Below are 26,883 nucleotides of genomic sequence, written 5' to 3'. Positions count from 1 at the left end.
GTGGCGGTCGCCCCTACCGACGAGTGCACCCGTGACCGATCTTATCCACGTCATCCTGCTGGGCATCATCGAGGGCATCACCGAGTTCCTGCCGATTTCCTCCACCGGCCACCTGCTGATCGCCGAGCATTGGCTGGGCGCCCGCTCGGACCTGTTCAACGTGGGCATCCAGGCCGGCGCGATCCTCGCCATCACCCTGGTGTACTGGAAGCGCATCTGGCAGCTGCTGACACAGTGGCGCGAACCGGCCACGCGCGATTATCTGTTCAAGCTGGTGGTGGCCTTCCTGATCACCTGCGTGCTGGGCCTGATCGTCACGCATTACGGCTTCAAGCTGCCGGAAAGGGTGACGCCCATCGCGTGGGCGCTGGTGATCGGCGGCTTCTGGATGATCGCCGCGGAAGCGCTCGCCGCGAAGCAGGCGGACCGCACCGAGGTGACGTGGCGGGTGGCGATCCTGGTCGGCATCGCACAGATGGTGGCGGGCGTGTTCCCCGGCACCTCGCGCTCCGGCGCGACGATCTTCACCGCCATGCTGTTCGGCACCAGCAACCGCGCGGCGGCCACCGAGTTCGCCTTCCTGGTGGGCATTCCCACCATGTATGCCGCTACCGGCTACGAGCTGCTGAAGGTGTGGAAGGGCGGCGGCGCCGCGCACGAGGACTGGAGCGCGCTGATCGTCGGCTTCATCGTCTCGCTGGTCGTTGGCTTCATCGCGGTGAAGTGGCTGCTGGGCTATATCCGCACGCACCGCTACACCGCGTTCGCGGTCTATCGCATCGCGCTGGGCGCGGCCTTGCTGTTGTTGATGCCGGGCGCCTGATCGACCGCTTTCGGCGACAACGCCATACTGAGCTTGCAGGCCGGCAGGTTGGTGCGCTCGAACAGTTCGTGCACCCATTCCAAGAAGGCCTGAACGCGCGCGGACAGGTGCTTCTTCTGCGGGTAGACCAGCCACACCGGGGAGCCGGTGGATATGGTGTCTTCCATGATGACTTGCAGCTTGCCCATGCCGATGGCGCAAGCGGCCAGCCAATGCGGCACCTGGATGATGCCCAGCCCAGCCATCGCCGCCTGGATCACTGACTCGCCGTCGTTGATCAGCAGGTGTGCGTCCACGTCCAGCGCGACGCGGCCGTCCGGCGTGTCGAACTGCCACTGGTAGGCGCGGCCGTTGGTGGGATAGACGTAGTTGATGCAATGGTGCTGCTTCAGATCCTCGATGGTGACCGGCACGCCGTGGCGTTCCAGGTAGCTCGGCGCGGCGCACAGCACGTTGCTGAAATAGCCCAGCTTGCGCGCGATCAGGTTGGAATCCTCCAGCTCGCCCATGCGGATCGCGCAATCGATGCCTTCCTCGATCAGGCCGATGTTGCGGTCGCTCATCGACAGCTCCAGCCGGATGTCGGGGTAGCGCGCCTCGAAGTCGGCCAGGTTGGGGATCAGCGCCGCACGGCCCACCGACACGTTCACCGCCACGCGCAACTTGCCGCTGGGCTTGGTGCGCGCGTAGTTCAGCGCATCCACCGCCTCGCCGAGGTCGGCCAGGATCGCCTTGCAGCGCTGGTAGAACGACTCGCCATCGTCGGTAAGCCGCAAAGCCCGCGTGCTGCGGAACAGCAGGCGTACGCCGATCTGCTCTTCCAGCCGCGACACGGCGCGGCTCACCCCGGAAGGCGTCATGCCCAGCTGCACGGCGGCAGCCGCGAAACTGCGCGCTTCCACGACACGAACGAAGCTCGTTATTGCTGAAAAATCTTCCATGCTGGTCATTGTGTCGTCATTCGTGACTGACTGTCACTAGTGGAGTTCACAAATTGGGGTTTTTCTGTACCCGTCGGTATACCTATTATCCGCTCCCCCATCGTGCTGCAACGCCGCACGACCCCACCCCAGGGAGCGTGAAGATGAAGAAGAAACTGATCCTGTCCGGCCTCGTCGTGGTGGCAATCGCCGGCAGCTGGGCCCTGTTGGGCGAACATGGCGGCAGCCATGCCCAGGCCGCCGGCCCCGGCGGCGCCCTGCCGGAAGTGACCGTGGCCCGCGCCCTGCTGCGCCCGGTGAGCAACAGCGCCGACTTCACCGGCCGCGTGCAGGCGGTGGACAGCGTGCAAGTGCGTCCGCGCGTGGGCGGGTACGTGGAGTCGGTGGCGTTCAAGGAAGGCGCACTGGTGCACAAGGGCGATGTGCTGTTCCGCATCGACCCGCGCCCGTTCCAGGCCGAAGTGGATCGGCTCACCGCCAACCGCACCCAGGCACTGGCCGAACAAGGCCTGGCCCAGGCCAACGCCCAGCGCGGCCGCCGCCTGCTCGACCAGCGCGCGGTATCGCAGGAAGAAGCCGACCGCCTCGACACCGCCGCGCAAAGCGCACGCGCGGCTCTCGCCGCCGCCGATGCCGCGCTGGCCACGGCCAAGCTCAACCTCGGCTTCACCGACGTGCGCTCGCCGATCGACGGCCGCGTCAGCAACGTGCACATCACTCCCGGCAACCTGGTCGGCAACAACGATGTGCTGACCAGCGTGGTCTCGGTGAACCCGGTCTATGTGTACTTCGACGTGGACGAGCACACCTGGCTGAAGCTGGACCACCTGCGCGCCAGCGCGACGCAGGACGGACACGGCCCGCGCATCGAGGCCTCGATGGAACTGGCCGACGAGAGCGGCTACCCGCACATCGGCCGCATCGACTTCGTGGACAACCAGCTGCACACCGAGTCCGGCACGATGCGGCTGCGCGCGGTGTTCGACAATCGGGACAGCTTGTTCACCCCCGGCCTGTACGCGCGGATCCGCCTGCAGAGCGGCCAGCCGCAGCCGCGCCTGCTGATCGACGACCGCGCGGTGGGCACCGACCTCGGCAACCAGTTCGTCTATGTGGTCGACGCCCAGCACAAGGTCGAGTACCGCAAGATCAGCGCCGGTGCGCTGTTCCACGGCCTGCGCGTGATCGACAGCGGCCTGCAGCCCGGCGACGTGGTGGTGGTGAACGGCCTGCAGCGCGTGCGCCCCGGCGCCGAGGTGAATCCGCAGCAGGTGGCGATGGATTATCGCCTCGAAGCGCAGGACAAGGCAGTGGTGGAAGCAGGCGGCCATGACGATTCGCGCACCGCGATGACCGCGCCGCCCAGGCACGAACCGCAAGGCTGAGCCGCTCTTCTTCCTCTCCCCTCGGGGGAGAGGATCGAGGTGAGCAGCCTCGCTTGCGCAAAGGCTCCATCCATCGTTCGAAACAACGCATTGCCGATGCCGAATGCATTGGCAAGCCCCGCCCCTCGTCCCAACCCTCTCCCCGGAGGGAAAGGGAGTCGGCGCCCAGGAGTCATCGAGACAACCCCATGAAAAACATTGCCCAGTTTTTCGTCGACCGGCCGATCATGGCCGCCGTGCTGTCGCTGCTGTTCGTGATCACCGGCAGCATCGCGGTGTTCCAGCTGCCGATCAGCGAATACCCCGAAGTCGCGCCGCCCACCGTGGTGGTGAAGGCCAACTATCCCGGCGCCAATCCCAAGGTGATCGCCGAGACCGTCGCCACGCCGCTGGAAACCCAGATCAACGGCGTGGAAGGCATGCTCTACACCTCCTCGCAGGCCACCAGCGACGGCGTGATGACGCTCACCGTGACCTTCGCGCTGGGCACCAACCTGAACACCGCCCAGGAAGAGGTGCAGAACCGCGTAGCGCAGGCGTTGCCGCGACTGCCCGAGGAAGTGCAGCGGCTGGGTGTGACCACGCAGAAGAGCACCCCTGATCTCACCATGGTGGTGCACCTCACCTCGCCCGACCAGCGCTACGACATGCTGTACCTGTCGAACTACGCACGGCTGCACGTGAAGGACGTGCTGGGTCGCCTGAACGGCGTGGGCGCCGTGAATGTATTCGGCGCGGGCGAGTACTCGATGCGCGTGTGGCTCAACCCGGACAAGCTGGCCCAGCGCGGCCTCACCACCGGTGACGTGGCGAACGCGATCCGCGAGCAGAACGTGCAGGTGGCGGCCGGTGCGCTGAACGCGCCACCGGTGCGCGGCAACGCCGACTTCCAGCTCAACATCAACACCCAGGGCCGGCTCAGCACGGTGGACGATTTCCGCAACATCGTGCTGCGCACCGATACCGATGGCGCCGTGGTGCACCTGAGCGACGTGGCACGGGTGGAGCTGGGCTCGGACCAGTACGCGCTGCGCAGCCTGCTGAACAACCAGCCTGCGGTCGCCATGGGCATCTTCGCGCGGCCCGGCTCGAACGCGATCGATATCTCCAACGAGGTGCGCGCCACCATGGCGCAGCTGAACAAGGAGTTCCCGCAGGGCGTCGAATACCACATCGTCTACGACCCCACCGTGTTCGTGCGCGGCTCGATCGAGGCGGTGGCGCACACCTTGCTGGAAGCGATCCTGCTGGTGGTGCTGGTGGTGATCCTGTTCCTGCAGACCTGGCGCGCGTCGGTGATCCCGCTGATCGCGGTGCCGGTGTCGCTGATCGGCACCTTCGCGGTGATGTACCTGGTCGGCTTCTCGCTCAATGCGCTGTCGCTGTTCGGCATGGTGCTGGCGATCGGCATCGTGGTAGACGACGCCATCGTGGTGGTGGAGAACGTGGAGCGGCACATCGAGCTGGGCCAGACGCCCAAGGAAGCCACGCGCAAGGCGATGCGCGAGGTCACCGGGCCGATCGTCGCCACCGCCCTGGTGCTGTGCGCGGTGTTCATCCCCACCGCCTTCATCAGCGGCCTTACCGGCGAGTTCTACCGCCAGTTCGCGCTGACCATCGCGATCTCCACGGTGATCTCGGCGTTCAACTCGCTGTCCCTCAGTCCTGCGCTGGCGGCGATCCTGCTGCTGCCGCATGGGGCGCCAAAGGATCGCCTCACCCGTGCCATCGATGGGCTGTTTGGCTGGCTGTTCCGCCCGTTCAACCGACTGTTCCAACGCGGCGCGGAGCGCTACGTTGAAGGCACGCGCAAGCTGCAGGGCAAGGGCGCGGCTGCGCTGGTGCTGTACGCGGGACTGATCGCACTCACCGCGTTCGGTTTCACGCACGTGCCTACCGGCTTCGTGCCGGGCCAGGACAAGCAATACCTGGTGGCCTTCGCCCAGCTGCCCGACGCCGCCTCGCTGGATCGCACCGAAGACGTCATCAAGCGCATGGGCGCGATCGCGCTTAAGCAGCCCGGCGTGCAAAGTGCGGTGGCCTTCCCCGGCCTGTCGATCAACGGTTTCACCAACAGCACCAACGCCGGCATCGTGTTCGTCACTCTGAAACCGTTCGACGAGCGGCGCGGCGCAGACCTGTCCGCCGGCGCGATCACCGGTGCGCTGAGCGCGAAGTTCGCGGCGATCCAGGACGCCTACATCGCGGTGTTTCCGCCACCGCCGGTGATGGGCCTGGGCAACATCGGCGGCTTCCGCATGCAGATCGAGGATCGCGGCCAGCTCGGTTACGACGAGTTGTACAAGCAGACCCAGAACCTGATCGCGGCGAGCCGCAAGGATCCCGCACTGGCCGGACTGTTCTCCAGCTTCCAGGTGAACGTGCCGCAGGTGGACGTGGACGTGGATCGCGAGAAGGCCAAGGCCGAAGGCGTGAACCTCGGCGACGTCTACCAGACCATGCAGGCCTACCTCGGCTCGCTCTACGTCAACGACTTCAACCGCTTCGGCCGCACCTACCAGGTGAACCTGTCTGCCGAGCCGTCGTTCCGCCACGACCTGGAGGACATCAGCCAGCTGAAGACGCGCAACGCGAACGGCGCGATGGTGCCGCTGGGCTCCTTCGTCAGCGTGACGCACGGTGCCGGCCCGGACCGCGTGCAGCACTACAACGGCTACCCCACCGCCGAGATCAACGGCGGCCCGGCGCCGGGCTACAGCTCGGGTCAGGCCCAGGCGGCGATCGAGAAGCTGGCTGCCGGGCATCTGCCCAACGGCATGAGCTTCGAATGGACCGAGCTGACCTACCAGCAGATCCTTGCCGGCAACACCGCGATTCTGGTGTTCCCGCTGTGCGTGCTGCTGGTATTCCTGGTGCTGTCCTCGCTGTACGAGAGCTGGTCGCTGCCGCTGGCGGTCATCCTGATCGTGCCGATGGTGCTGCTGTCCGCGATTGCCGGTGTGTGGCTGTCGGGCGGCGACAACAACATCTTCACCCAGATCGGCTTGATCGTGCTGGTGGGCCTGGCCTGCAAGAACGCGATCCTGATCGTGGAGTTCGCCCGCGAACGCCAGCTCGAAGGCATGAGCCGCCATGAGGCGGTGCTGGAGGCAGCGCGGCTGCGGTTGCGCCCGATCCTGATGACTTCGATCGCTTTCATCATGGGCGTGGTGCCGCTGGTGACCTCGCACGGCGCCGGCGCGGAAATGCGCCATGCGATGGGCGTGGCGGTGTTCTCCGGCATGCTCGGCGTGACCTTGTTCGGGCTGATCTACACCCCGCTTTTCTATGTCGTGATTCGCGCCATGGTGGAGCGCCGCGAGGCGCGCAAGCACGCGCCGGCGAGCGCACTGCCGACGCTGGAGGGCCATTGAGATGAAGCACCTGTTCCGTAGTACCGCACTGTTCGCTGCACTCGCGCTGGCCGGTTGCGTCAGCGTGGGACCGAACTATCACAAGCCGGCCGCGCCGACGCCGCAACTGCAGGGACTGGACGCGGCGCGCGAAAACGCCGCGCAGTTCCAGGCCGAGTGGTGGAAGCAATTCGGTGATCCCACCTTGGACGCGCTGATCCGGCGCGCGGCGGCGAACAACCTCGACCTGCGCATCGCGGTGGCGCGTCTCGCCGAATCGCGCGCCCTGCTCGGCGGCGCGAAGTCGCAATACCTGCCCGACCTCCAGGCCGGCGCCTCGTACACCCGCAGCCGCGAGCAGACGCCCGGCGTCAGCGACCAGCGCAGCACAGTGACCGCCTACCAGGCGGGCTTCGACGCCAGCTGGGAGATCGACGTATTCGGCGGCGTGCGCCGTTCGGTGGAGGCCGCGCGCGCCGACCTCGGCGCCAGCGAAGCTGCATTGCAGGACGCGCAGGTGAGCCTGTTCGCCGAGGTGGCGCGCAACTACTTCGATCTGCGCGGCACCCAGCAGCGGCAGGACATCTCCCGCCATGACATCGCCAATCAGCAGGACACGCTGAAGCTGATCCGCGCCCGCGCCGAAGTGGGCACCGCCTCGGACCAGGATGTGGCCAGCGCCGAGGCGCAGCTCAGTGCGGTAGAGGCGCAACTGCCCCTGCTCGACATGCAGGCGCACGCCGACGCGTACCGCCTCGCCGTACTGCTGGGCGAACAGCCCGGCGCGCTGGACATCGATGTGTCGCCGCAGACGTTCAAGCCGATCGACGCGGTACTGCCGATCGGCGCCGCCGGCGACGTGCTGGCACGCCGCCCCGACGTGCGCGTCGCCGAACGCGAGTACGCCGCCGCCAACGCGCGTATCGGCGTAGCCAAGGCGGACTTCTTCCCGCACCTCTCGCTGGGCGGTTTCCTCGGCTTCCTCGCTGGGCGCAGCAACGACTTCGGCAGTCCGTCCACCCGTGCCTGGTCGATCACCCCGAGCATCACCTGGAACGGCCTCAACGTGCAGCGCGTACGCGCCAACCTGCACGCCGCCGAGGCGCGCACCGACGCGGCGCAGGCGAACTACCAACGCACCGTGCTGGAAGCGATCGAGGACGTCGACAACGCCGTGGTCGGCTACAACCTGCAGCACGACCGCGTCGAGAAGCTGATCGCCCAGGCGCAGCAGAGCCGCCGTGCCGCCGAGCTGGCCAAGGTGCGCTACGAACAAGGCGCTACCGGCTATCTGGAACTGCTCGACGCCGAACGCGTGCAGCTCGCCGCGGACGACGCGCTGGCCCAGGCGCAGGCCGCAATCGATACCCGTGCGGTGGCGCTGTACAAGGCGCTCGGCGGCGGCTGGCAAGCCTGCGGCGACGACGTGCGCTGCGCGCCGGTCGCCAGCCCGGTGGCCGCCGTGCCATGAGCACGGCGCGCAAGCGGTCGGCGCCACCGACGGCACCCGTGGCGCATCGCGTGGCCCTGGTCACCGGTGCGAACCGCGGGCTCGGCTTCGAGGTGGCGCGCCAGCTCGCCGCACGCGGCTACAGCGTGCTGCTGGGCGCCCGCGATCTCGCCAAGGGCAGGCAGGCAGCGAAGCAGATCGACGGCGACGCGGTCGCGGTGCCGCTCGACGTTACCGACCCGCAGCAGATCGCCGCACTCGCCACCTGGATCGAACGCGAGCATGGCCGCCTCGACGTGCTGGTGAACAACGCGGGCGGCCACGCCGACCGCGAGGCACGTGCCGAGACTGCAGCAGCCGACAGCGTTCGCGCGGCGCTGGAAACCAACCTGCTCGGTGCCTGGCAGCTGTGCAACGCGCTGCTGCCACTGATGCGCCGGCACCGTTACGGCCGCATCGTCAACGTCACCAGCGGCTGTGCGGCCAACATGCCACCCGATTGCATCGGCTACCCGGCCTATCGCGTCTCCAAGACCGCGCTCAACGCTTATACCCGCGCGCTCGCCGCCGAGCTGGCCGGCAGCGGCATCCTGGTCAACGCAGTCTGCCCCGGTTGGGTCGCCACCGGCATGGGCGGCCCCGGCGGCGGTCCGGTGGAACGCGGCGCCGCCGGCATCGTGGCGGCCGCCTGCCTGCCCGAACCGGGCGTCAATGGCGCGCTGCTGCGCGACGGCCAACGCATCGCCTGGTGAAGCGCCACTCCCCCTATTCCGAAGGAACCGATGCCATGCCGCACGCCGACCGCATCAATCGCCGCATCCTGCTCGCTACCCGCCCGCACGGCCTGCCCGTGCCGCAGGACTTCCGCCTCGACGAGTCGCCCGTACCCGAGCCGCAGGAAGGCCAGCTGTTGCTGCGCACGCTCTACCTCTCGCTCGATCCCTACATGCGAAATCTCATGAATGCCGAGGGCGCCAGCTACGCACCCGCCGTGGCTGTGGGTGCGCCGATGGTGGGTGGCACGGTGAACCGCGTGGTCGCCTCCCGCCATCCTGACTTCCGCGCCGGCGACCTGGTGCTGGGCAATGCGGGCTGGCAGGACTATGCGCTGTCCGACGGCAGCGGGCTCACGCCGCTCGGCGACATGCCGCGGCCTTCGCTGGCGCTGGGCGCGCTAGGCATGCCCGCGTTCACCGCCTACGTCGGCCTGCTCGACATCGGCCAGCCGCAACCGGGCGAGACCGTGGTGGTGGGCGCCGCCACCGGCGCCGTGGGCGCGGTGGTGGGCCAGCTTGCGAAACTGAAAGGCGCGCGCGTGGTCGGCATCGCCGGTGGCGCAGAGAAGTGCCGCCTCGCGGTGGAGGAGCTCGGCTACGACGCCTGCCTCGATCGCCACGCGCCGCAGCTGGCCGAGCGCCTCGCCGCCGCCTGCCCGGACGGCATCGACGTGTATTTCGAGAGTGTCGGCGGCGAGGTGCTGGATGCCGTGCTGCCTCTGCTCAACAACCATGCGCGGGTGCCGGTGTGCGGCGTGATCGCGCACTACAACGACCACGCGCTACCGGCCGGCCCCGACCATCGCCCCGCGCTGCTCTCCACCGTGCTGCAGAAGCGCATCCGCATGCAAGGCTTCGTGATCCTCGACCATTACGCCACACGCTTCGCCGACTTCCGCCGCGAGATGGGCGAATGGATCGCAACTGGCCGGGTACAGGCCCGTGAGGACGTAGTGGACGGCCTCGATCACGCGCCCACCGCCTTCATCGGCCTGCTCGAAGGCCGCAATACGGGCAAGCTGGTGGTGCGCGTGGCCGAGGCGTAGGCGCCTACTTGCCGAGTTCGGTATGCGCCGAATACAGCGCGTGCCAGCGGCCGTCGACGTAGACGAACACATCCGAGGAATACAGTTTGCCCTTCGTCGCGGGTGCGCTGCTGACGAAGCTGAGGATCGCGGTGTCACCCTGCAGCGTCACCTGCTGTTCCACCGGATGCGCCGCCTGCCATGCGGCCACTTCCTGCTTCATCTTGTCCGCGCCGCGGTTCTTCGCAGCATGCGCCACGATGGCGGCCTTGGTCGCGAACGTGCCGGCCACACCCACCGAGCGATAGCCCGGCAGCAGCATGCCGTCCAACCAGGCGGCATCGCCGCTCTCCTCGGCCTCCAGCCAGTGCTGGTCGACGGCCTTCACCGCAGCGGCGGTGTGCGCGGTTTCGTCCATGGCGGAGGTGCCGTCCTGCGGCGCGGCCATGGCGGGCGTGCCGATCACGCCGACGGCTAGCCACAAGCCGACGCACGCAAGGCTGGTGCGGACATGGCGGTAAGTAAGGTAAGGCATGTTGTCGTCCCGTTGAGGCGGCGATAGTGCCGCGGGAACAGCCTGCGCGGCGCCTGCGCCGCACGCCTCGGTTCCGGGGCGAGCGATGGCATGTCGGTGATGAACGGTCGCCGCGGGCATGCCGGCGGCGAGTGGCGACCTCCCGTCCGGCTGCGCATGCCGCTGGTCACGGCGAACGCCCCGGCTATCACGCCTCGCGCGACAGCCGTCGACGCCTGCGCCAGCTTGCGTCGGCAGATGCGTCCACGCGCGGGCGCACCACCGATGAGGAGGGATGGCCATGCGCTTGTCGACCGCGTTCGCGGCATGGATGAGTTTTGCACCCGTCGCGGCCTTGTCCGGTCACGTGCCGGTTGCGGCCCCGCCCACGGTCTTCGCCCCGGACACCGTCCCCGCTGGCGCCGACGATGGCGCGGCCGCGTTCACACCTGACGGTTCCACGGTCTATTTTATGCGCGGCACCGATGACGGCTCGACGCTGATGGAATCGCATCGCCGCGACGGCCGCTGGTCACCGCCGACGGTGGCGCCGTTCTCCGGACACTGGCATGACCTCGACCCGGCGATGGCGCCGGACGGTTCATTCCTGCTGTTCGCCTCCAACCGCCCGGCCACGCCGGGCGGCCCGCCACTCGACGCGATACATGCCGGAAAGCGCCATGTCGGGCAAGGCATGAACCTGTGGCGGGTGGACTGGCGCGGCGACCACTGGGGCGCGCCGGTGCGCCTGCCCGACGTCGTCAACCGCTGTTCGCTGATCGCCTCCCCGAGCATCGCCGCCGACGGCAGCCTCTACTTCATCGGTTGCGCCGGGCCACGCGGCGACTTCGCGCTGCTGCACTCCCCGTATCGCGACGGCCGCTACGCGACGCCTCGCGTGGTGGCGCTGGGCGATGCAGACGCCACGATCCGCGATCCCGCCATTGCACCGGATGGCTCGTTCATCGTGGTCAGCATCAAGCACGCCGCGCAACAGCCGTATCGCCTTGCCATCGCGTTCCGCACAGCGGACAGCTGGAGCGCGCCACAGGACCTCGGCGACGCGGTCAACGGCGGCAAGGAAAGCATGGGCGCCCAGCTCGGCCCGGACCACCACACGCTGTACTTCTACAGCGACCGCGCCGCCGCCGGCACGCAAGCGAGTGCGGCGTGGAACAACGGCCACGACCATATCTGGCAGGTGTCGCTGGCACCGTGGCTGGACGCGAACCGGCGCATCAACCCCTGAGCGTTGGTACCTCCCACGCAGCGCTCGGCGGTTTGCCGCGCGGTGCATCACTCCACCGGTGGAAACCAGGCATGACATCTGCAAACTTGGTGCTGCCCTTGCTCCTCGCGCTCGCCCTGTGCGCGACCACTTCCGCCTCGCCTGCCCATGCGACCACGGGCTCGCCAAACGGTGCATCCGCCGCCGCAGTCGTGCCATGGTCAGCCGAGGGCGATGCGGACCCCGCGTTCACCCCCGACCGGCACACGGTCGTGTTCGCGCGCGGCAGCGGAGCGGCGAGGCGTCTTTATGTCGCCCGTTGGCGTGACGGCGCCTGGTCAGCTGCGGAGCCTGCGCCGTTTTCGGGCGCGTGGATGGATTTCGAGCCGACGATGGCGCCCGATGGCTCGTACCTGATCTTCATCTCGAACCGACCCACCGTGCCCGGCGGCAAGCCGCTGGACGGCTACTGGGGCGGAAAGTCACGCCCCGGCCGCGGCGGCAACCTGTGGCGCGTGGATTTCAAGGACGGCGCATGGGACGCACCGACGCGACTGCCCGACCTCGTCAACGTGAGCACGGCCACGTATTCGCCCGCGGTGGCGGCCGACGGCAGCGTCTACTTCACCCATCCCGACCCGCTGACCCATCACACGCGGCTATACGTCAGCCATTGCAGCGACGGCCGATTCCAGCCACCGCAACCGCTGTCGTTTAGCGACGGCGTGACCGCCGACTACGACCCGGCGGTGGTGCCCGACCAGTCCTTCCTCGTGTTCAGTTCGAACCGCGCACCAACACCACCGGGCAGCAGCAACCTGTTTGTGACGTTCGCCGCTGCTGATGGCTGGAGCACGCCGGTACCGCTCGATTCCGCCGGCATAGAAGCACGCCTCGACCCTGATCTGCACACGCTGTATTTCACTGGGCCGGACAACCGCATCCACAGTCTGCCGCTCGTTCGCAGGTTGGTGCGACACGTGGCGGTAAAGCCTTGACGCGCGCCGCCGCCATGCCTCGCTCGCTCTCCGGAGAACCTTTATGCACCGACTGCCTTGCATGCGCCGCAAACCATTCGCCGTGCGCATGATCGCGGCCACCAGCCTGTTGTTGCTCGCCACGGCCACGCCGGCGCGGACCGGGACCACGCACGCCCAGGTCACGGACGGACTCGCGCCGCTGGCCTGGTTCGTCGGGCACTGGCGCTGCGAAGGCCAGTTCGCCAACGGCAAGCCCATCCGCTCGGGCGAGACATTCACCATCGAACTCGGCGGCCAATGGCTGCGCATGCAACATGCGGACGATCCGCCGAACCGCTACCTCGCGGACTCCTGGTGGGGCTACGACAAGGCCGCGAAGCATTTCACCGCGACGGTGTTCGACAACTTCGGCGGCGAACGGCACTACACCGCGCCCGGCTGGGTGGGCGACACGCTGACGCTGGAGAACACCGCGACCAGCGGCTATCTCGACCGTTTCGCGTTCCAGCGACAGGGCGACGACGCCTACCGGGTGACCTACACCTACCGGAATCGCAGCGGCGCGTGGCAGCTGGGCGACGCGCAGTCGTGCACGCGCGATGCGCGGGTGTCGCAATCCTAGGCCAGGTATCGGCAATGTCTTCAGGCACTTTCGCGAGCGGCCGCCGCCGCGCACACTGGCCCGCCATCGCGTGGTACGTCAGTGAGGATCCCGTGTTCGACCGCAGCGCAGCGCAACGACTGAAGACCTGGGGGCTGATCTTCGGCTTCTGGACGTTTCTGGCGTTGTCCTACGCGCTAAGCGGCGGACTCGCCTCGATCAGCGAAGGCTATCCGCCGGGCTGGCTGCGCAACCTGGCCTGGAACCTCGGCAACTTCTGGCTGTGGATGGCGCTGGTGCCGTTGGTAGGCTGGCTGGGCCGGCAAAGCGCGGGGCATGGCTGGCGGCGCTTCTTCGCCGTGCACGTGCCGGCTTCGCTGACCGTGGCGCTGGCGCAGATGATGGCCCACCTGGTGGCGTTCTGGTACCTGTGTGGCCCCGGACGCATGCCGGAAGTGCACACGCTGGGCCAGTACGTGCACATGGAGTTCGCCTACAGCTACCACCTGGCGATACTCACCTATTGGATCGTACTGGTGGTGCTGCGCGGCATGGAGTCGCGTCGCCGGCTGCGCGACGAACAGCTGCGCAGCGCCCTGCTGGAATCGCAGCTGGCACAGGCGCAGCTGCAGGCTTTGCGCATGCAGCTGCAGCCGCACTTCCTGTTCAACACGCTCAATGCGATCTCCGCGCTGGCGCTGGCCGACCCGCTGCAGGCACGGTTGATGATCGCGCGGCTCAGCGACTTCCTGCGCCTCACGCTGGAGGAGCGCCATGCGCCGCAGGTACCGCTGGCGCGCGAGCTGGAGTTCCTGCGCTGCTACCTCGACATCCAGCAGGTACGTTTCCAGGACCGGCTCAGCACGCAGCTGGACGTGGACGACGACGCGCTGCGGGCCGCGGTGCCCAACCTGATCCTGCAGCCGCTGGTAGAGAACGCGCTGCGCCACGGCCTGCTGGCCAAGGCCGAGCCCGGCAGCCTGCAAGTAGTCGGCCGGCGCGACGGCGACGAGCTGTACCTGCGCGTGGACGACGACGGCCTGGGCCTGCCGGCCGACGGCGCCAACGAGGGCATCGGCCTGACCAACACCCGCGCGCGGCTGGCGATGCTGTTCGGCAGCGACGCACGACTGGAGCTGCAGAGCCGCGACGGCGGCGGCACGCGGGTGGAACTGCGCCTGCCGTTCCGCGAGCTTGCCGCATGAGTGCCGCGGGCATCCGCGCGCTGCTGGTGGACGACGAGGTGCTGGCACGCCTCGCGCTGCGCCAGGCGCTGGCCGCACATGCCGACGTGGCGATCATCGGCGAGTGCGGCAACGCCGCCGAAGCACTGCAAGCGATCCAGGCGTTGGCGCCGGACCTGTTGTTCCTCGACATCCGCATGCCGGGCATGGACGGCTTCAAGCTGCTGCACCAGCTCCGGCCGCAGGCGCTGCCGATGGTGGTGTTCACCACCGCCTACAGCCAGCACGCGCTGCGCGCGTTCGACGCCGGCGCACTGGACTACGTGCTGAAGCCTATCGACCAGGCGCGCTTCGACCAGGCGCTGGAACGCGTGCGCCGGCACTGGCAGGGCCTGCAGATGCCTGCCGCCGCGCCGGCGCACGCCAACCACTTGCAACGCATCAGCGTGCGCGTGGGCGAACATATCCGCGTGATCGCCGTGACTGCCATCGACTGGATCCGCGCCGACGGCAACTACGTGCAGATCCATGCCGACGGCGCCCGCTACCTGCATCGCGAGACGCTGAGCCACCTGCTGGACGCGCTCGATCCGGCGCGCTTCCTGCGCATCCACCGCGGCGTGATCGTCAATGTGGAACGCATCCGCGAGGTGCATCCGCTGTTCAACGGCAATGCCGAGATCGTGCTGCGCGACGGCACCCGGCTCGATCTCAGCCGGCGCTTCCGCGCCGGCGCACGCGCGGTGCTGGGACTGCCCTGACCGCTCGCCACGCGCGGACGACCGCTGGTCACGGCGTGTTTCCGCTCGTCACGAAGCGGCGGCGGCGTGCCACGGCGGCAACGGAGACTCCACGGCACCGTCATCCTGCCGAGGAAACCGCATGGTCCGTCGCCTGTTTGCGCTGCTTGCCGGCGGCCTGCTGCTGAGCAGCTCCTGCGTTGCCGGCCTGCGCGCCGCGGCTGCGACTTCGCCGCAACTGCCAGCGGAGATCTTCGCGCCCGGCACGATCTCCGGCCCGGCGGGCGTGGACTGCCTCACCTTCGCGCCCGACGGCGCCACCGTGTACTTCGACCAGCAGGCAGGCGCGAGCGGCTTCATCATGGAATCGCACCGCAGCGGCGACGGCTGGTCCGCACCGCAGATCGCGTCGTTCTCCGGGCAGTGGCTGGACCACGATCCGGCCATGGCGCCGGACGGCTCCTACCTGGTGTTCACCTCCAACCGTCCCGACACGGCCGGCGGCGCCCCGCTGCATGGCGGCCACCTGTGGCGGGTCGATCATCGCGGCAAGGGCTGGGGCGTGCCGGTGCGTTTGCCCGATGCGGTGAACAGCGCAGCGCAGATCTATGCCCCCAGCGTGGCCGCGAATGGCGATGTGTATTACCAGCAGATGGACGAAGCCACGCATCGTTTCCATCTCTATCGCAGCGCGTGGCGCGACGGCAGCTACCAGCCGCCGCAACCGCTCGCACTAGGCGACCCGGCGGCGCAGGAACAAGACCCCGCCATCGCGCCTGACCAGTCCTTCCTGGTCTTCGACGCCAATTACGCCGGCAAGGATCGGCCCGATCATCTGTACATCGCCTTCCGCGAGGGCAATGGCTGGAGCGCGCCGGTCGATCTCGGCGACGCGGTGGACCGCTACCAGCCGTGGGGCTCGCATCTGGGCCCGGACGGCCGCAGCTTGTACTTCACCAGCAATCTCACCCTGCCCGTCCATTACCCGCGTTCGCCGGCGCAGGCACGTGCCGACCTGGCGCGCATGCGCGCGTGGGACAACGGCAGCAACCACATCTGGCGCCTGTCGCTGGAACCCTGGCTGGCGGCGCATCACGCCGCGTGACCCGGCCGCCAGCCTCGTACCCCCATCAGGAGCATCCATGTCCCCACGTCACCTCATCCTCGCCGGTGTTATCGCGACGGCGCTTGTCCTGCCGTTCGCCGCATTGGCGCAGGGCCACGGCGAGCTGGTCGGTCCCGGCGTCATCTCCACCGGCCTGCAGGAAACCTCCGCCGCGCTGACACCGGACGGCGATACGCTGTACTTCATGCGCTCCGATTTCGCCGAGCGCGACGACACCATCCTCGTCTCGCATCGCGAGAACGGGCACTGGGGCGCGCCGCAGGTGGCCTCGTTCTCCGGACAGTGGCACGACTCCGAACCCACGCTGACGGCGGACGGCCAGCGGCTGTACTTCGTCTCCAACCGCCCCCTGCAGCCGGGCGGCGCGCCGGTAACGGTGAACATGGACGGCCAACATTTCGCGGGTACCAATCTCTGGTACGTGCAACGCCAGCCCGGCGGCCTCTGGGGCGCGCCGATGCGCGTGGACGGTGCGCTCAACGACGGCGCGATGATCTACAACCCGTCGGTGGCAGCCAACGGCGACATCTACTTCTCCGCGCACCGTCCGGACTCGGGTGCCGCCTACCAGATCTACGTGGCGCGCCACGGCGCGCAAGGCTACGCGGCGCCGCAGCGCGTGGATCTCGGCGATGTCGCGCGCAATCGCATGGACCCGGCGATCGATCCGCAGCAGCGCTTCCTGATCTACGCCGGCAACGAGGGGGATTCGCTGGGCAGCGCCGACCTCTACATCGCGTTCCGCCAGCCGGACGGCAGCTGGGGCAAGCCGCTGCACCTGCCGGGCGAGATCAACAGCACGGCACTGGAGAACGCGCCCTCGCTGGGGCCTCGCTTTGGCGAGCTGTACGTCTCCAGCAACCGCCGCGACGAAATGGCATTCCCCAAGCCGCACGACACCGCCGCCACCTTGCAGCAGCGCCTGCAGCAACCGCTGAACGGTTCGCGCAACCTGTGGCGTTTCGACATTGCCGACGTGCTGCGCGCGCACGGCATCGACCACTGACCCGCGCGGAGGCACCGTGTCCACCTATCGCATGCTGTCGCTCCTGCTAGTCGTACTGGCGCTACCCGCCGCGGCCAACCCTCCTCCCACGGCCGCGCCTGCACTGACGCCCGCCTACCGCGTCGGCGTCGGTCTGGGCAACGTGTTCTCGCGCACCATCGCCGTCCGGGCGCCCGGTTTCGATGAAGCGGTGCGTCGGGTCAGCGGCACCGCGATTTATCGCGTGACCGACGCCGGGCCCGCCCAGCCGCAGCTGCGCATCGACTACCGCTACGACGGCCGGCCCGCGGGCAGCGGCCTGGTGGCGTTGCCCGACGCCGGCGCCACCAACTGCTACGACGGCAAGTGCGCGCCCAACACCGACGCCAGCGGACTCGCCTACAACCCGCGGCTGTGGGGCACGCCACCGGCCGCGCTCAAACTCGGCCAGCACTGGACGGTGGACATCGCCGCGCCGTGGGAACTCGGCCCGGCCGGCCGGCAGACGGTGACCGTGGTGGCACTCGACGCCGCCAGCCACACCGTGACGCTGGAACGCGAGGGCAGCGGCGATGGCGCCTGGCTCGACGAGAAGCCGCAGCTCACGCTGACCCGCGACGGCCACCCGTACGAAGTGACGCGACAACCGGGCCGCGCGCATTGGCATGGCTACACCACCTTCCGCGACGGCATCGTGCTCAGCGACGAGCTGGTCAGTACGCGGCCCGTGATCCTTACGTCCGCCCAGCTTGGCCGCATCGAGGCCACCGAGCGCCAGTACATCCTGCTCAACGCGATGCCGATGGAGGCCACACCATGATGCAGACAATCTTGCCCCGCTGCCTGTTCAGTGCCGGCCTGCTGCTCGCGATCGGCACGGCGCACGCCACCGACACGGCAACCGCTACGCCGCAGGCGGTCACGCTGGACGGCATCATCCACGCCGACAGCGACGACACGCTGGCCTTCACGCCCGACGGCACCACCGTCTTCTTCGACCGCAGCGAGGGCACGCGCAAGACCATCATGGTCTCGCACAAGATCGGCGGCCGCTGGTCGCAGCCCGAGGTCGCGAGTTTCTCCGGGCACGGATTCGACCAGGACCCGGTGATGGCGCCCGACGGCAGCTACCTGCTGTTCGATTCGGATCGCCCGACAGCACCGGGCAGCAAGCCGCTGGTACAGGACTACTTCGTCGGCGGTAGCGGCCCGGGCTCCAACATCTGGCGGGTGGACCGCCAAGGCAGCGGCTGGGGCAAGCCCGTGTGGCTGAGCCCCGTCGTCAACAACGACGTGTTCATCGACTTCGCCAGCATCGCCGCCGATGGCAGCCTGTATTTCATCCGCTGGGACCGCCAGGCGAAGGTCATGCACACCTGGCGCGCGCCCTGGCGCGACGGCCGTTACCTGCCGCCCGTGCGCGCAGGGCTTGGCGACCCGGCCGTTTCCACCCACGATCCCGCGGTGGCGCCGGACCAGTCCTTCATCGTGTTCGACTACGGCAAGACCAAGGGCGGCCTGGGCCGGCTGTGCATCGCTTTCCGCGAAGGCGACCACTGGGGCAAGCCGATCGACCTCGGCGATACGGTGAACAAGGACGGACCATGGGGCTCCCACATCGCCTCCGACGGCCACAGCGTCTACTTCACCGGGCAATCCGGCATCTGGCGCCTCGACCTGGCGCCGTGGCTGCGGCAGCACGCCGCGGGCGCGGCTGCCGCCTCGATGTGATGCGGCGCTAGCGCTGCACCATGTGCGCGAACCACGCCCAGCCGCGCACGTGTTCGGCGATCAGCTTGACGCTGGTGAGCATCGGCACTGCGAGCAAGGCGCCGGGGATGCCCCACAGCCAGCCCCATACCAGCAGCCAGATCAGGATGGCGATGGGGCTGAGTCGCATGCGCCGGCCCAGGATCAGCGGCGTCACCAGGTTGCCCTCGAACACGGTGAGCCCGGCGAAGCACACTGCAGGCAGCAGCGCGTGGCCGATGTCGTCGAAATGCGCCAGGCCCACCAGCAGCAGCACGCTGGTGGTGAAGATCGCACCCACGTAGGGAATGAAGTTGGCGAACATCGCCACCGCGCCCCACAACAGCGGATCGGGCATGCGCAGCTGCCACAGGATGCCCGCGGTGAGCGCACCCAGTGCGAAATTGATCAGCAAGGTGGTGAGGATGTAGCGCGACACCTCGTGCTGGATGCCGCGCACCACCGACACCGCCTGGCGCTTGTAGCGGAAATCCGGCCCGATCTCCACCAGCCGGCGCAGCAGCAAGTCGCCGTAAACGAGGAAGAAGAACACCAGCAACACCACGGTGAGGATCGCCGCCAGCACCTTCGGCGCCGTCGACACTACGTCCCACGCGCTGACCGCCACGTCGGCCGGCTGCGGTCGCGCGTGCACCGGATGGCCGTTGACCAGGGTCTGCGTGGCGCGGTTGGCCGCTTCCAGCGGCTGGGTGATGTGCTCGAGCTTGGGTACGAAGCGGCGGATCGTGGCCGGCGCTTCGTGGATCCAGTCCAGCGCCGGTGGCGTGAGCAGGCCGATGCCGGTGCCGATGCCGCCGATCAACGCCAGCATCAGCACGCTGGCGCCCAGCCAGCGTGGCACGCCCCAGCGGGCGGCGCCGGCGACGACCGGGTTCAGCGCCAGGCCGATGAAGGCCGCGAGCACCAGCGGAATCAGCAGCGCCTTGCACAACGTCACCGTGTATAGCAGCGCGAGTATCAGCAGTGCATTGAGCAGCACGCGGATGCCGCGCAGGTGGCGACGCATGCCGCGTGCGCTGCGCCGTGCGAAGCGACCGCGCGGCGAGGGCATGGCGCGCACCGGCCCGGCAGGCGGCACGGCGCCAGCCGTTTCGCCGGCGCCAGGCGGCGTCAGCGGCTCGTTCATGCGGGCGTGTCGTCCGCCGTATCGTCGACGGCACCGGCACCCAGTTCGACGATCAGGCGCACGCCTTGCGTCACCGCCTCGGCGAGGCCGCCACGCAACAGCGGCCCCACCCCCGGCACCCGCAAGGGATGCACGTCGAGACTGCCGAGCACGAAACCTGCACCGCCCGCCGCACCCAGCGCGATGAGCGGGTGGCGCTGCCCGCGCGCCAGCAGGGCCGCCGCCGGCACAGCCAGTTCCGCGCGATGCGCGGCCACCTGCGCCTGCGCCGCACGCACCTTGCCGAGTTGCTTCAAGAGCCTGTTCATGGCTCGCCCTCCCCACGGGTCCCGCTGCCGGCCTCGCGTTCGGCGTGGTGCAGCGTGTCGCGCATCATCGCACTCCACTCGTGACGCGTGGCGGGCAGGCTCATCCAGTGCATGCAGCGACGGAACAGCAGGATCGCGCCCGCAAGCAACAAAGCTTGCAGCAGCGCCAGCAGCAGCAATGCCCAGATCCACGAGTGCAACCAGGTGGCCAGCAGCACACCGACCAGGCCGAGCAGGGTCAGGCCCAGCGCTACGCCAGCCACGGTGGCAGCCAACGCGGCGAGCAGCAGCCACGACACCGCGCTGCGCGCCAACCCCAGCTCGGCGGCCAGCAGATGCAGCTGCGCGCCGAACAGCCGCCGCACCGCGCTGGCCAACCGGCCCAGTTCCTGCAGCAGAGACGAGGACGGCGCCGGGGTTTCCGGCGCCGTCGCGCGCGTTTGCCCGCGCCCCGAGTCTTCTTGCATGCGGAATCAGCGCTTGAGCAGGCGAGCGAGCAGCCAGCCCGCACCCAACGCGATCGCCACCGACTGCACCGGCTTCTCACGCACGTAATCGCGTACCTGTTCCAGCCACTCGTCGGCGCGATCCATGGTGGCGTCGTAGGCGGCGCGGCCACGTTCGCTGGCGTCGGAAAGCTTCTCGTTGGCGCGGTTGGCGCCGGCGGCGACCTTGTCGGTCGCACGGTGCAGGCTTTCCTCCACGTGGTCGGCGGCGCGTTCGACCGCCTCCTTGGTGCTAGCGACCGCGTGGGAGGTGGCCTGCTTGACGCGCTCGGCGCCTTCGTCGATGCGGCTGGATGTGCCGTTTTCGGTCGTTGCTGCCTGCTTGTTCATGCTGTCTCCACGGAACTCACGCTGAAGGATGCCGGTTCGCCGGGCGCCGCGCCACGATTCATTTTGCGCGGCGCAAGAAAGAGATGATCGCCAGGATCAGGAACACGATGAACAGGATCTTCGCGATCCCGGCCGCCGTGCCCGCGATGCCGCCGAAGCCGAGCACCGCGGCGATGATGGCGACGATCAGAAATACCAGTGCGTAGTGAAGCATGGCCTTGCCCTCTTGAACGATTGCCGACCGCGGCTCGCACAGCCACGTGCCGTCATTCACCCACAATGGCTGCCATCTGCGCGTGAAGGGGCGTGCGTGCACGTCGCCTGCACAACCGCCGTCACATCGCCGATGCGGGACGGATGGCGTAAGCGCCCACCAGCTGCGCTTCGCCCAACACGTGACCATGCATGGCGTCGCGCAATTCGGCCAGCGTGAAGCCGCGCGACAGTTCCAACGCTGCCACGTCCAGTGCATGGATGCGGAAGTGGTAGTGGTGGACGATGCAGTCGTTCCACGGCGGACAGGGGCCGTCGTAGCCAAGATAATCGCCACCCATCTCGGCGTCGCCCGCGAACCAGCCGGTGTAGTCGTTCACGCCTTGCACGCTGCCCGGTGGGCCCAGCGGATCGCGCTTGCCGCGCGGCGTGATGCCGTCGCAGCAAGCGCCTTCGGACAGCTCGCCGCACTCCTCGGGGATGTTGGCCATCAGCCAGTGCACGAATTCCACGCGCGGCAGGTCGGCGGGAACCGTGCGGCCTTCCTTGTTCACGTCGTCGCCGCGGCTGGGTACGTCGCTGTCGATGCAGGTGAGCACGAAGGAGCGCGTGCCTTCCGGTGCGTCCTTCCATGCCAGGTGCGGACTGCGGTTGTCGGACAGCGCCACCGGCGCGCCGGGTTTGCCGAAGGCGTTGGCGGCGGGGATGGGCTGGCCGTTGGCGAAGTTGTCGCTGCGGAGTTGCATGATGGTTTCCGTCTGCTTGTCGGTTTGCTGGTCGCGGACGCAGGGCGATGCCGCCGGGCGTTCGTGCAAGGCATGCGGCTCTTACGGTTTATACGTCACCCGGTACACCGCACCCGCCAGATCGTCGCTCACCAGCACGCTGCCGTCCGGCAGCGGTTGCACGTCGACCGGACGACCCCATGCCTGCTCGTTTTCTTCGAAGCCGGTGATCAGCGGCTGGTAGCTGGCCACCTTGTCGCCATTCAGGCGCACGGTCATCACGCGGTAGCCGGATTTCTTCGAGCGGTTCCACGAACCGTGCTCGGCCACCAGGATCGCGCCCTTGTAGCCGGCGGGGAACAGGCTGCCCCCGTAGAAGCGCATGCCCAGCGAAGCCACGTGCGCACCCAGCTTCAGCACCGGTGGTGTGTAGTCCTTGCAGCTGTGGCCCTTGCCGAAATCGGGATCGAGCACGTCGCCCTCATGGCAGTACGGGAAACCGAAGTGTTCGCCGACATGGCTGAGCCGGTTCAGTTCGTCGCTGGGGATGTCGTCGCCCATCATGTCGCGGCCGTTGTCGGTGAACCACAACTGGTGCGAGCCTGAGCGCCAGTCAAAACCCACGGTGTTGCGGATGCCGTAGGCCACATCCTGCGCGCCGCTGCCGTCAGCGTTCATGCGGGTGATCTTGGCGTAGGCCTCGCCCTTGTCGCAGACGTTGCAGGGCGCGCCGATCGGCACGTAGAGTTTGCCGTCCGGGCCGAACGCGATGAAACGCCAGCCGTGGTGCGTCTCGCTGGGGAGCTTGTCGGTGACGAGTTCCAGCTTGGGCGGATCGTCGAGGTGGTTTTCGATGTCGCGCAGCACGTAGATGCGGCTTACCGCCGAGATATAGAGGTCGCCGTGGTGGAACGCCACGCCCACCGGCATTTCCAGCCCGCTGGCGAGCACGCGTACCTTGTCGGCGTGGCCGTCATGCTGCGTGTCGGTGAGCGCGTAGACCTTGCCCGCGTCCATCGAGCCCACGAACACTGTGCCTTTCGCGCCCAATGCGATCTCGCGGGCGTTCTGCACCTGGTCGGAATACACCGCGATGTGGAAGCCTTTCGGCAACACCAGGCGATCGAGATGGACTTCGCCGAAAGCGGGCGCGGCGAACAGCAACAGCAATGCGGACAAGGACAGCAGCCAGATACGCATGGGCGCTTCACCATCGATGGGGAAGCGCCGATCCTACTCCCGTCCCTGGCATGCCGTATGCCCGCTCATGCTTCGGCCGGCACCGTCACCGGCTTGCCGCATCGACCATGTGGACTACTTGGGACCACGGCGTCGGCCCTTCGTGCATCGCATAGACCGTGTCCACCTGCAGGTGTTCGCGCGCCACCGCCTGCACCACTTCGTGCATCAGCTCGGGGTCGTACAGCGTGTGGTCGGGATTCAGGGCCAGCGTGTCGCTGGCGTACAGCAACTTGTGTTGCGGGAAATACACCATGTATTGCCGCTCGGTGGAGGCGCCACGCAGCGGGTAGATCACTGCCTGGTTCGCGCCGCTGCCGATGACCTGCTTGCCCGAAACCACGCGCCATTGCGGGGCCTTGGGCGCCGCCTGCAGCGGGTCCGGCTGCAGGCGGTGCGGTGCGGCCGCCACCCGCGCCAGCAGCGGCTGGTTCAGATCGAGGACGTACACCGGCAAGCCTTCGGCCACGGCTTCGCGCACCCCGGCGACGTGCGGCCACGAGTCGGAGCTGGACAGCACTGCTTTCACCGGCAGCCCCGGGAACGCGCTGTGCGCCTTGGCCAGCACGCCGGCGACGTAATGCGGCGAAATCGGCGCCTCCAGCGCCAGCACGCCATCGTCCTGCCGGATCAAGGTGGCGTTCCAGGCGCCGCGGTAGAGTTCGATGCCCGGCGCCAGCTCGACCCGGTGCTGGTCGCTGAATTCGCGATTCCAGCCCTTGGACAGCTTGCTCTTCGCCGCCGCCGCCGCGTCCACCGCGAATGTCTTTTCGTCCAGCGTCGCGTTGAAGCGGGCGTCGAGGATCTGCGTGGACTGCCACAGCACGCCGTTGCGCTGCTCGATGCGGTTGGTCGGCAACAGCACACCACCCAGCAACTTCCAGTTGTCGTAGTACACGCGCTGGGCGACGTCGCCCCAGGCGAACCAGAAGTCCTGGAACGAGGCCGTGCGCTCGAACGCGTCAGGCAGGTGATTGAAACCATTCAACAGCACGCGCACCGGCTGCCCGTGCCAGTCGAATTCCAGCACGCTGTGCGGGGTGGAGCGCAGCCATTCGCTGTCAGCGTAGTGCAGGTCGGGCGCCGCCGATGCGGTGAGCAACAGCCGCTCCGGTCCCAGCGCCAGCGTATCCCGAGCCCCTTCCAGGTCAGCCAGCGAGCACGGCGAATCGCCGCCCTTGCTGCGATACACGCCGCCCTGGCCGGTGACGATCAGCGCCACATCGCTTTCGGCCTGGTGCGGATCGGCTTCGGGCCACACGCCATGATTGCTGTCGAGCAGGCGGGCCTGGTCGAAATCCACGGTCAGCTGGTCGCGTGCATAGCTGGTAATGAACGGCGCCTGCCGGTACGACTGCTCGACCAGCGCGGTATGTCCGATTACATCGAGTTGCTCGCTGTGGATGCCGGCGAGTTTGTCGCGCCCGCCCATCGCGGCCAACGCGAGGTCGAGGCAGCCGCGCGCGTCGAGCTGCGCGCAGCCGGGATGGCCCTTGATGCCTTCGCGGGTGCCATCCGCGCCGGTCACAGCGGATGCATGCGCTGCCGCGCTGCCGGCCATCGCCAGCATGGCCGACATCAGCGCTATGGAAAGACTGCACCTGCGATCAACACGGTTCATTGCCTGTCGCTCGATAGGGCCCGGTGGGCGGATGTCGCCGCACTCTAGGCCGCCGGTCGCGGGCCGCCCCGTGGTGGAAGTCATGCCATGCGGAAAGTCATACCCTTGTCGGCTGCGAACCGACAGCCATGCGGCCCTCAGGCCAGCGCGTTGAAACGCGCTGCGATGTAGTCGTCGGTGAAACTGGTCATGTCACGGCCGCGGATGAAGCCGCAGTGGCCGCCGAAGTCGGCGATGTCCAGCTCCACGTTCGGCGGCAGCTGCAGCTGCTCGAACGCGCCCACCGGGATCACCGGATCGTCGCGCGCGGTGAGGATGGTGGCGGGGATCTGCATGGCCAGCAGCGCATCGCCGGCCACCGAATAGCCATCCAGGTACTGCTGCAGCGAGTTGAAGTCGGTATGCCGGCGCACCAGCGATTCGGTGAGGCCGCGCAGGTCCTGCTTCAGTTCGGACATCTCGAAGTAGCGATGCTGCGGAAACGCCTTCTGCTTGGCCAGCAGCGAATGCCGCCACTTGTGCATGAAGTAGGCCTGGTAGAACCAGGGCGCCGATTCCTCCAGCGAGAACAAGCCCTCGGTGGGATCGATGATCGGACATACCGCCAGCGCATAGCTGAGCGGAATGCCCACGCGCGAGGTATGCAGCGCAGCGCGCAGCGCGAAGTTGCCGCCCAGCGAGAAGCCGGCCAGCGCCAGCGGCCGCGCCGGCCAGCGCATGGCGATCTCGCCCAGCGCATGTACCACCTCGTCGAGCCGGCAGGAATGGAACAGCGCTTCGTTCAAGTCGTGGCTGTCGCCGTGGTCGCGGAAGTTGAGGCGGAAGATGTCCCAGCCGTCGGCGAGCAGGCGGCTACCGGTCTGCAGCACATAGGTGGAGTCGACGCTGCCCTCCCAGCCGTGGAACAGCACGGCGAGGCCGCGCGGCTGTGGCCGCAGTTTCTGCGCGGTGAACGCACCGGTGAGGCGCACGCCGCCGCCGCCGTCCACCATCACCTGCTCGGCGCCTTCCTGCACCGCGCGCGCGGCGCGCGGCAGCAGCAGGCGGCGCACGCCGCTGGACGAGAGCATGGTCTGGATGTGCCCGCTGGTGAGTGGCCAGGGCGGACGGAAATCCTTTCCGCACGGCAGGCTCATGCTTCGCGGTCTTCCAGCGCCGCGGCAATGCGTTCGCGCGACAGCTCCGCCATCCGGCGGCGGGCATCCGGGCTGGCCGGCACCGGCTGCAGGAAATGCACCTCCGCATCCATCGGCGGACCGCCGAGCAGGCGCAGGAAGTTCTGCAGGAAGTTCTCGCGCTCGCGGAAACCGGCGTCGATCACCCGCCTGCCGTTGCGGGTGAAGCGCAGTGCCACCGGCTGCACCACCACATCGGCGTCCAATGCGGCCTGGAAGATGCGTGCGTGGAACACCTTAAGCACACCGTCGTGGCCGGTGCCGCCCTCGGGAAACACCGCCACCGAACGGCCGGCACGCAGGCGCTCGACCATCACCTGCATCACCGCCGCCAGCGAGTGGTTGCTGCCGCGGCGGTGGAAAATGGTGCCGCCGCTGGCCGCCAGCCAACCCACCAGCGGCCAGTTCGCGATCTCCGCCTTGGCCACGAAGCAGGCCGCACGCTGGCTGTGCAGCAACTCGATGTCGATCCACGAGGTGTGGTTCGCGACAAACAGCACCGGGTCTGCCAGCGGCTCGCCCACGCGCACCGCCCGCAGGCCGAAGATGCGCATCAGCATGGTCGACCACCAGCGGACCAGCTTGTGCGGGAACGGTTCGCGGCCGTTCTGCATCACGCGATTGCGGTTCCAGCTCATCACGAACGCGGCCAGCATGATCGCCAGCACCGCATGCACCAGCAGCAGCGGCACGCGCCAGAGGTAGCGCAGCGGGCGCAGGTGGTCGCGGGTCGGCAGGGAGGCGGTGGCGGTATCCATC

27 protein-coding genes are annotated in these 26,883 nt (G+C 68.2%); 15 read left to right on the top strand and 12 right to left on the bottom strand.

Features of this window, described 5'->3' with window-relative positions; translation table 11 throughout:
• Positions 1–31: 31 nt before the first annotated feature.
• Positions 32–823, top strand: coding sequence for an undecaprenyl-diphosphate phosphatase (locus tag ISP14_RS12425; RefSeq protein ID WP_404540286.1), 792 nt, complete (start codon positions 32–34; stop codon positions 821–823).
• Here the strand turns inward: ISP14_RS12425 and ISP14_RS12420 are convergent.
• Positions 772–1,764 (bottom strand): LysR family transcriptional regulator, encoded by a 993-nt coding sequence (locus ISP14_RS12420; RefSeq protein WP_404540284.1) that lies wholly within the window; start codon positions 1,762–1,764, stop codon positions 772–774. The genes ISP14_RS12425 and ISP14_RS12420 overlap by 52 nt on opposite strands.
• 143 nt (positions 1,765–1,907) lie before the next feature.
• On the opposite strand from ISP14_RS12420, the gene ISP14_RS12415 reads away from it, so the two are divergent.
• The 5 genes from ISP14_RS12415 (at position 1,908) to ISP14_RS12395 (ending at position 9,774) form a co-directional block, all read left to right on the top strand.
• Positions 1,908–3,149: an efflux RND transporter periplasmic adaptor subunit gene (locus ISP14_RS12415; RefSeq protein WP_404540281.1), complete on the top strand. Its 1,242-nt coding sequence runs from the start codon at positions 1,908–1,910 to the stop codon at positions 3,147–3,149.
• Positions 3,150–3,337: 188 nt separating this feature from the next.
• Positions 3,338–6,523 carry an efflux RND transporter permease subunit gene (locus tag ISP14_RS12410; RefSeq protein ID WP_404540278.1) on the top strand — a complete coding sequence of 1,062 codons (3,186 nt, stop codon included), beginning with the start codon at positions 3,338–3,340 and terminating at the stop codon, positions 6,521–6,523.
• Position 6,524: 1 nt separating this feature from the next.
• Positions 6,525–7,973 (top strand): efflux transporter outer membrane subunit, encoded by a 1,449-nt coding sequence (locus tag ISP14_RS12405; protein WP_404540276.1) that lies wholly within the window; start codon positions 6,525–6,527, stop codon positions 7,971–7,973.
• Entirely contained in the window at positions 7,970–8,704 is a 735-nt protein-coding gene (locus ISP14_RS12400; protein ID WP_404540273.1) for an SDR family NAD(P)-dependent oxidoreductase, read from the top strand. Before ISP14_RS12405 ends, ISP14_RS12400 begins: the two co-directional genes overlap by 4 nt.
• Before the next feature lie 35 nt (positions 8,705–8,739).
• Positions 8,740–9,774 (top strand): NADP-dependent oxidoreductase, encoded by a 1,035-nt coding sequence (locus ISP14_RS12395; RefSeq protein WP_404540269.1) that lies wholly within the window; start codon positions 8,740–8,742, stop codon positions 9,772–9,774.
• A gap of 4 nt (positions 9,775–9,778) precedes the next feature.
• Here ISP14_RS12395 and ISP14_RS12390 read toward each other — a convergent pair whose 3' ends face one another.
• Positions 9,779–10,288, bottom strand: a complete 510-nt coding sequence (locus ISP14_RS12390; RefSeq protein WP_404540266.1) for a nuclear transport factor 2 family protein — start codon at positions 10,286–10,288, stop codon at positions 9,779–9,781.
• A gap of 280 nt (positions 10,289–10,568) precedes the next feature.
• Here ISP14_RS12390 and ISP14_RS12385 point away from each other — a divergent pair, with 280 nt between their 5' ends.
• The 9 genes from ISP14_RS12385 to ISP14_RS12345 all read left to right on the top strand — a co-directional run bounded on the left by ISP14_RS12385 (position 10,569) and on the right by ISP14_RS12345 (position 18,842).
• The gene (locus tag ISP14_RS12385) at positions 10,569–11,516 is read left to right on the top strand and encodes a TolB family protein (RefSeq protein WP_404540263.1); all 948 of its coding nucleotides are present in this window, start codon (positions 10,569–10,571) and stop codon (positions 11,514–11,516) included.
• A 98-nt stretch (positions 11,517–11,614) separates the two neighbouring features.
• Positions 11,615–12,493, top strand: coding sequence for a TolB family protein (locus tag ISP14_RS12380; RefSeq protein WP_404540261.1), 879 nt, complete (start codon positions 11,615–11,617; stop codon positions 12,491–12,493).
• 61 nt (positions 12,494–12,554) lie between these two features.
• Complete coding sequence (locus ISP14_RS12375) at positions 12,555–13,097, top strand: lipocalin/fatty acid-binding family protein (RefSeq protein WP_404540259.1); 543 nt, start codon at positions 12,555–12,557, stop codon at positions 13,095–13,097.
• 14 nt (positions 13,098–13,111) lie between these two features.
• Positions 13,112–14,281 (top strand): sensor histidine kinase, encoded by a 1,170-nt coding sequence (locus ISP14_RS12370; RefSeq protein ID WP_404540256.1) that lies wholly within the window; start codon positions 13,112–13,114, stop codon positions 14,279–14,281.
• Positions 14,278–15,021 carry a LytR/AlgR family response regulator transcription factor gene (locus ISP14_RS12365; protein WP_404540253.1) on the top strand — a complete coding sequence of 248 codons (744 nt, stop codon included), beginning with the start codon at positions 14,278–14,280 and terminating at the stop codon, positions 15,019–15,021. Before ISP14_RS12370 ends, ISP14_RS12365 begins: the two co-directional genes overlap by 4 nt.
• A gap of 121 nt (positions 15,022–15,142) precedes the next feature.
• A complete protein-coding gene (locus tag ISP14_RS12360; RefSeq protein WP_404540250.1) occupies positions 15,143–16,105 on the top strand; it encodes a TolB family protein in 963 nt (320 codons plus the stop codon).
• A 37-nt stretch (positions 16,106–16,142) separates the two neighbouring features.
• A complete protein-coding gene (locus ISP14_RS12355; protein ID WP_404540248.1) occupies positions 16,143–17,132 on the top strand; it encodes a TolB-like translocation protein in 990 nt (329 codons plus the stop codon).
• Between the two features lie 16 nt (positions 17,133–17,148).
• A complete protein-coding gene (locus ISP14_RS12350; RefSeq protein ID WP_404540245.1) occupies positions 17,149–17,931 on the top strand; it encodes a hypothetical protein in 783 nt (260 codons plus the stop codon).
• Complete coding sequence (locus ISP14_RS12345; RefSeq protein ID WP_404540243.1) at positions 17,928–18,842, top strand: TolB-like translocation protein; 915 nt, start codon at positions 17,928–17,930, stop codon at positions 18,840–18,842. Before ISP14_RS12350 ends, ISP14_RS12345 begins: the two co-directional genes overlap by 4 nt.
• A 7-nt stretch (positions 18,843–18,849) precedes the next feature.
• On the opposite strand, the gene ISP14_RS12340 is transcribed toward ISP14_RS12345, so the two are convergent.
• The 10 genes from ISP14_RS12340 to ISP14_RS12295 form a co-directional block, all read right to left on the bottom strand.
• Complete coding sequence (locus ISP14_RS12340) at positions 18,850–20,007, bottom strand: AI-2E family transporter (protein ID WP_404540240.1); 1,158 nt, start codon at positions 20,005–20,007, stop codon at positions 18,850–18,852.
• On the bottom strand, positions 20,004–20,315 hold the full coding sequence (locus tag ISP14_RS12335) for a hypothetical protein (protein ID WP_404540238.1): 312 nt from the start codon (positions 20,313–20,315) through the stop codon (positions 20,004–20,006). The genes ISP14_RS12340 and ISP14_RS12335 overlap by 4 nt, the downstream gene beginning before the upstream one ends.
• The gene (locus ISP14_RS12330) at positions 20,312–20,782 is read right to left on the bottom strand and encodes an ABC transporter ATP-binding protein (protein WP_404540234.1); all 471 of its coding nucleotides are present in this window, start codon (positions 20,780–20,782) and stop codon (positions 20,312–20,314) included. The genes ISP14_RS12335 and ISP14_RS12330 overlap by 4 nt, the downstream gene beginning before the upstream one ends.
• A 6-nt stretch (positions 20,783–20,788) precedes the next feature.
• Positions 20,789–21,151 carry a DUF883 family protein gene (locus ISP14_RS12325; protein WP_404540230.1) on the bottom strand — a complete coding sequence of 121 codons (363 nt, stop codon included), beginning with the start codon at positions 21,149–21,151 and terminating at the stop codon, positions 20,789–20,791.
• A 58-nt stretch (positions 21,152–21,209) separates the two neighbouring features.
• Positions 21,210–21,365: a DUF1328 domain-containing protein gene (locus tag ISP14_RS12320; protein ID WP_367845500.1), complete on the bottom strand. Its 156-nt coding sequence runs from the start codon at positions 21,363–21,365 to the stop codon at positions 21,210–21,212.
• Positions 21,366–21,486: 121 nt separating this feature from the next.
• Entirely contained in the window at positions 21,487–22,110 is a 624-nt protein-coding gene (locus tag ISP14_RS12315; protein ID WP_404540227.1) for a YbhB/YbcL family Raf kinase inhibitor-like protein, read from the bottom strand.
• A gap of 81 nt (positions 22,111–22,191) precedes the next feature.
• A complete protein-coding gene (locus tag ISP14_RS12310) occupies positions 22,192–23,289 on the bottom strand; it encodes a PQQ-dependent sugar dehydrogenase (protein ID WP_404540224.1) in 1,098 nt (365 codons plus the stop codon).
• Positions 23,290–23,374: 85 nt separating this feature from the next.
• Complete coding sequence (locus tag ISP14_RS12305; RefSeq protein ID WP_404540223.1) at positions 23,375–24,907, bottom strand: MBL fold metallo-hydrolase; 1,533 nt, start codon at positions 24,905–24,907, stop codon at positions 23,375–23,377.
• A gap of 179 nt (positions 24,908–25,086) precedes the next feature.
• Positions 25,087–26,085: a YheT family hydrolase gene (locus tag ISP14_RS12300; RefSeq protein ID WP_404540220.1), complete on the bottom strand. Its 999-nt coding sequence runs from the start codon at positions 26,083–26,085 to the stop codon at positions 25,087–25,089.
• Positions 26,082–26,882: a lysophospholipid acyltransferase family protein gene (locus ISP14_RS12295; protein ID WP_404540217.1), complete on the bottom strand. Its 801-nt coding sequence runs from the start codon at positions 26,880–26,882 to the stop codon at positions 26,082–26,084. The genes ISP14_RS12300 and ISP14_RS12295 overlap by 4 nt, the downstream gene beginning before the upstream one ends.
• Between the last annotated feature and the right edge of the window lies 1 nt (position 26,883).

Source organism: Dyella agri (assembly GCF_044904705.1).
Taxonomy (GTDB): domain Bacteria; phylum Pseudomonadota; class Gammaproteobacteria; order Xanthomonadales; family Rhodanobacteraceae; genus Rhodanobacter_A; species Rhodanobacter_A agri.
Note: the sequence above shows the minus strand (reverse complement) of the source record. Positions and strands in the feature narration are given on the sequence as shown.

Bases quoted from the DNA above. Each gene is read 5' to 3' on its own strand.
- ISP14_RS12300 (WP_404540220.1), bottom strand. From the start codon at position 26,085: ATGAGCCTGCCGTGCGGAAAGGATTTCCGTCCGCCCTGGCCACTCACC.
- ISP14_RS12360 (WP_404540250.1), top strand. From the start codon at position 15,143: ATGGTCCGTCGCCTGTTTGCGCTGCTTGCCGGCGGCCTGCTGCTGAGC.
- ISP14_RS12345 (WP_404540243.1), top strand. From the start codon at position 17,928: ATGATGCAGACAATCTTGCCCCGCTGCCTGTTCAGTGCCGGCCTGCTG.
- ISP14_RS12415 (WP_404540281.1), top strand. From the start codon at position 1,908: ATGAAGAAGAAACTGATCCTGTCCGGCCTCGTCGTGGTGGCAATCGCC.
- ISP14_RS12355 (WP_404540248.1), top strand. From the start codon at position 16,143: ATGTCCCCACGTCACCTCATCCTCGCCGGTGTTATCGCGACGGCGCTT.
- ISP14_RS12375 (WP_404540259.1), top strand. From the start codon at position 12,555: ATGCGCCGCAAACCATTCGCCGTGCGCATGATCGCGGCCACCAGCCTG.
- ISP14_RS12340 (WP_404540240.1), bottom strand. From the start codon at position 20,007: ATGAACGAGCCGCTGACGCCGCCTGGCGCCGGCGAAACGGCTGGCGCC.
- ISP14_RS12295 (WP_404540217.1), bottom strand. From the start codon at position 26,882: ATGGATACCGCCACCGCCTCCCTGCCGACCCGCGACCACCTGCGCCCG.
- ISP14_RS12405 (WP_404540276.1), top strand. From the start codon at position 6,525: ATGAAGCACCTGTTCCGTAGTACCGCACTGTTCGCTGCACTCGCGCTG.
- ISP14_RS12400 (WP_404540273.1), top strand. From the start codon at position 7,970: ATGAGCACGGCGCGCAAGCGGTCGGCGCCACCGACGGCACCCGTGGCG.
- ISP14_RS12365 (WP_404540253.1), top strand. From the start codon at position 14,278: ATGAGTGCCGCGGGCATCCGCGCGCTGCTGGTGGACGACGAGGTGCTG.
- ISP14_RS12305 (WP_404540223.1), bottom strand. From the start codon at position 24,907: ATGTCGGCCATGCTGGCGATGGCCGGCAGCGCGGCAGCGCATGCATCC.
- ISP14_RS12370 (WP_404540256.1), top strand. From the start codon at position 13,112: ATGTCTTCAGGCACTTTCGCGAGCGGCCGCCGCCGCGCACACTGGCCC.
- ISP14_RS12325 (WP_404540230.1), bottom strand. From the start codon at position 21,151: ATGAACAAGCAGGCAGCAACGACCGAAAACGGCACATCCAGCCGCATC.
- ISP14_RS12335 (WP_404540238.1), bottom strand. From the start codon at position 20,315: ATGAACAGGCTCTTGAAGCAACTCGGCAAGGTGCGTGCGGCGCAGGCG.
- ISP14_RS12315 (WP_404540227.1), bottom strand. From the start codon at position 22,110: ATGCAACTCCGCAGCGACAACTTCGCCAACGGCCAGCCCATCCCCGCC.
- ISP14_RS12420 (WP_404540284.1), bottom strand. From the start codon at position 1,764: ATGGAAGATTTTTCAGCAATAACGAGCTTCGTTCGTGTCGTGGAAGCG.
- ISP14_RS12310 (WP_404540224.1), bottom strand. From the start codon at position 23,289: ATGCGTATCTGGCTGCTGTCCTTGTCCGCATTGCTGTTGCTGTTCGCC.
- ISP14_RS12320 (WP_367845500.1), bottom strand. From the start codon at position 21,365: ATGCTTCACTACGCACTGGTATTTCTGATCGTCGCCATCATCGCCGCG.
- ISP14_RS12385 (WP_404540263.1), top strand. From the start codon at position 10,569: ATGCGCTTGTCGACCGCGTTCGCGGCATGGATGAGTTTTGCACCCGTC.
- ISP14_RS12330 (WP_404540234.1), bottom strand. From the start codon at position 20,782: ATGCAAGAAGACTCGGGGCGCGGGCAAACGCGCGCGACGGCGCCGGAA.
- ISP14_RS12410 (WP_404540278.1), top strand. From the start codon at position 3,338: ATGAAAAACATTGCCCAGTTTTTCGTCGACCGGCCGATCATGGCCGCC.
- ISP14_RS12395 (WP_404540269.1), top strand. From the start codon at position 8,740: ATGCCGCACGCCGACCGCATCAATCGCCGCATCCTGCTCGCTACCCGC.
- ISP14_RS12390 (WP_404540266.1), bottom strand. From the start codon at position 10,288: ATGCCTTACCTTACTTACCGCCATGTCCGCACCAGCCTTGCGTGCGTC.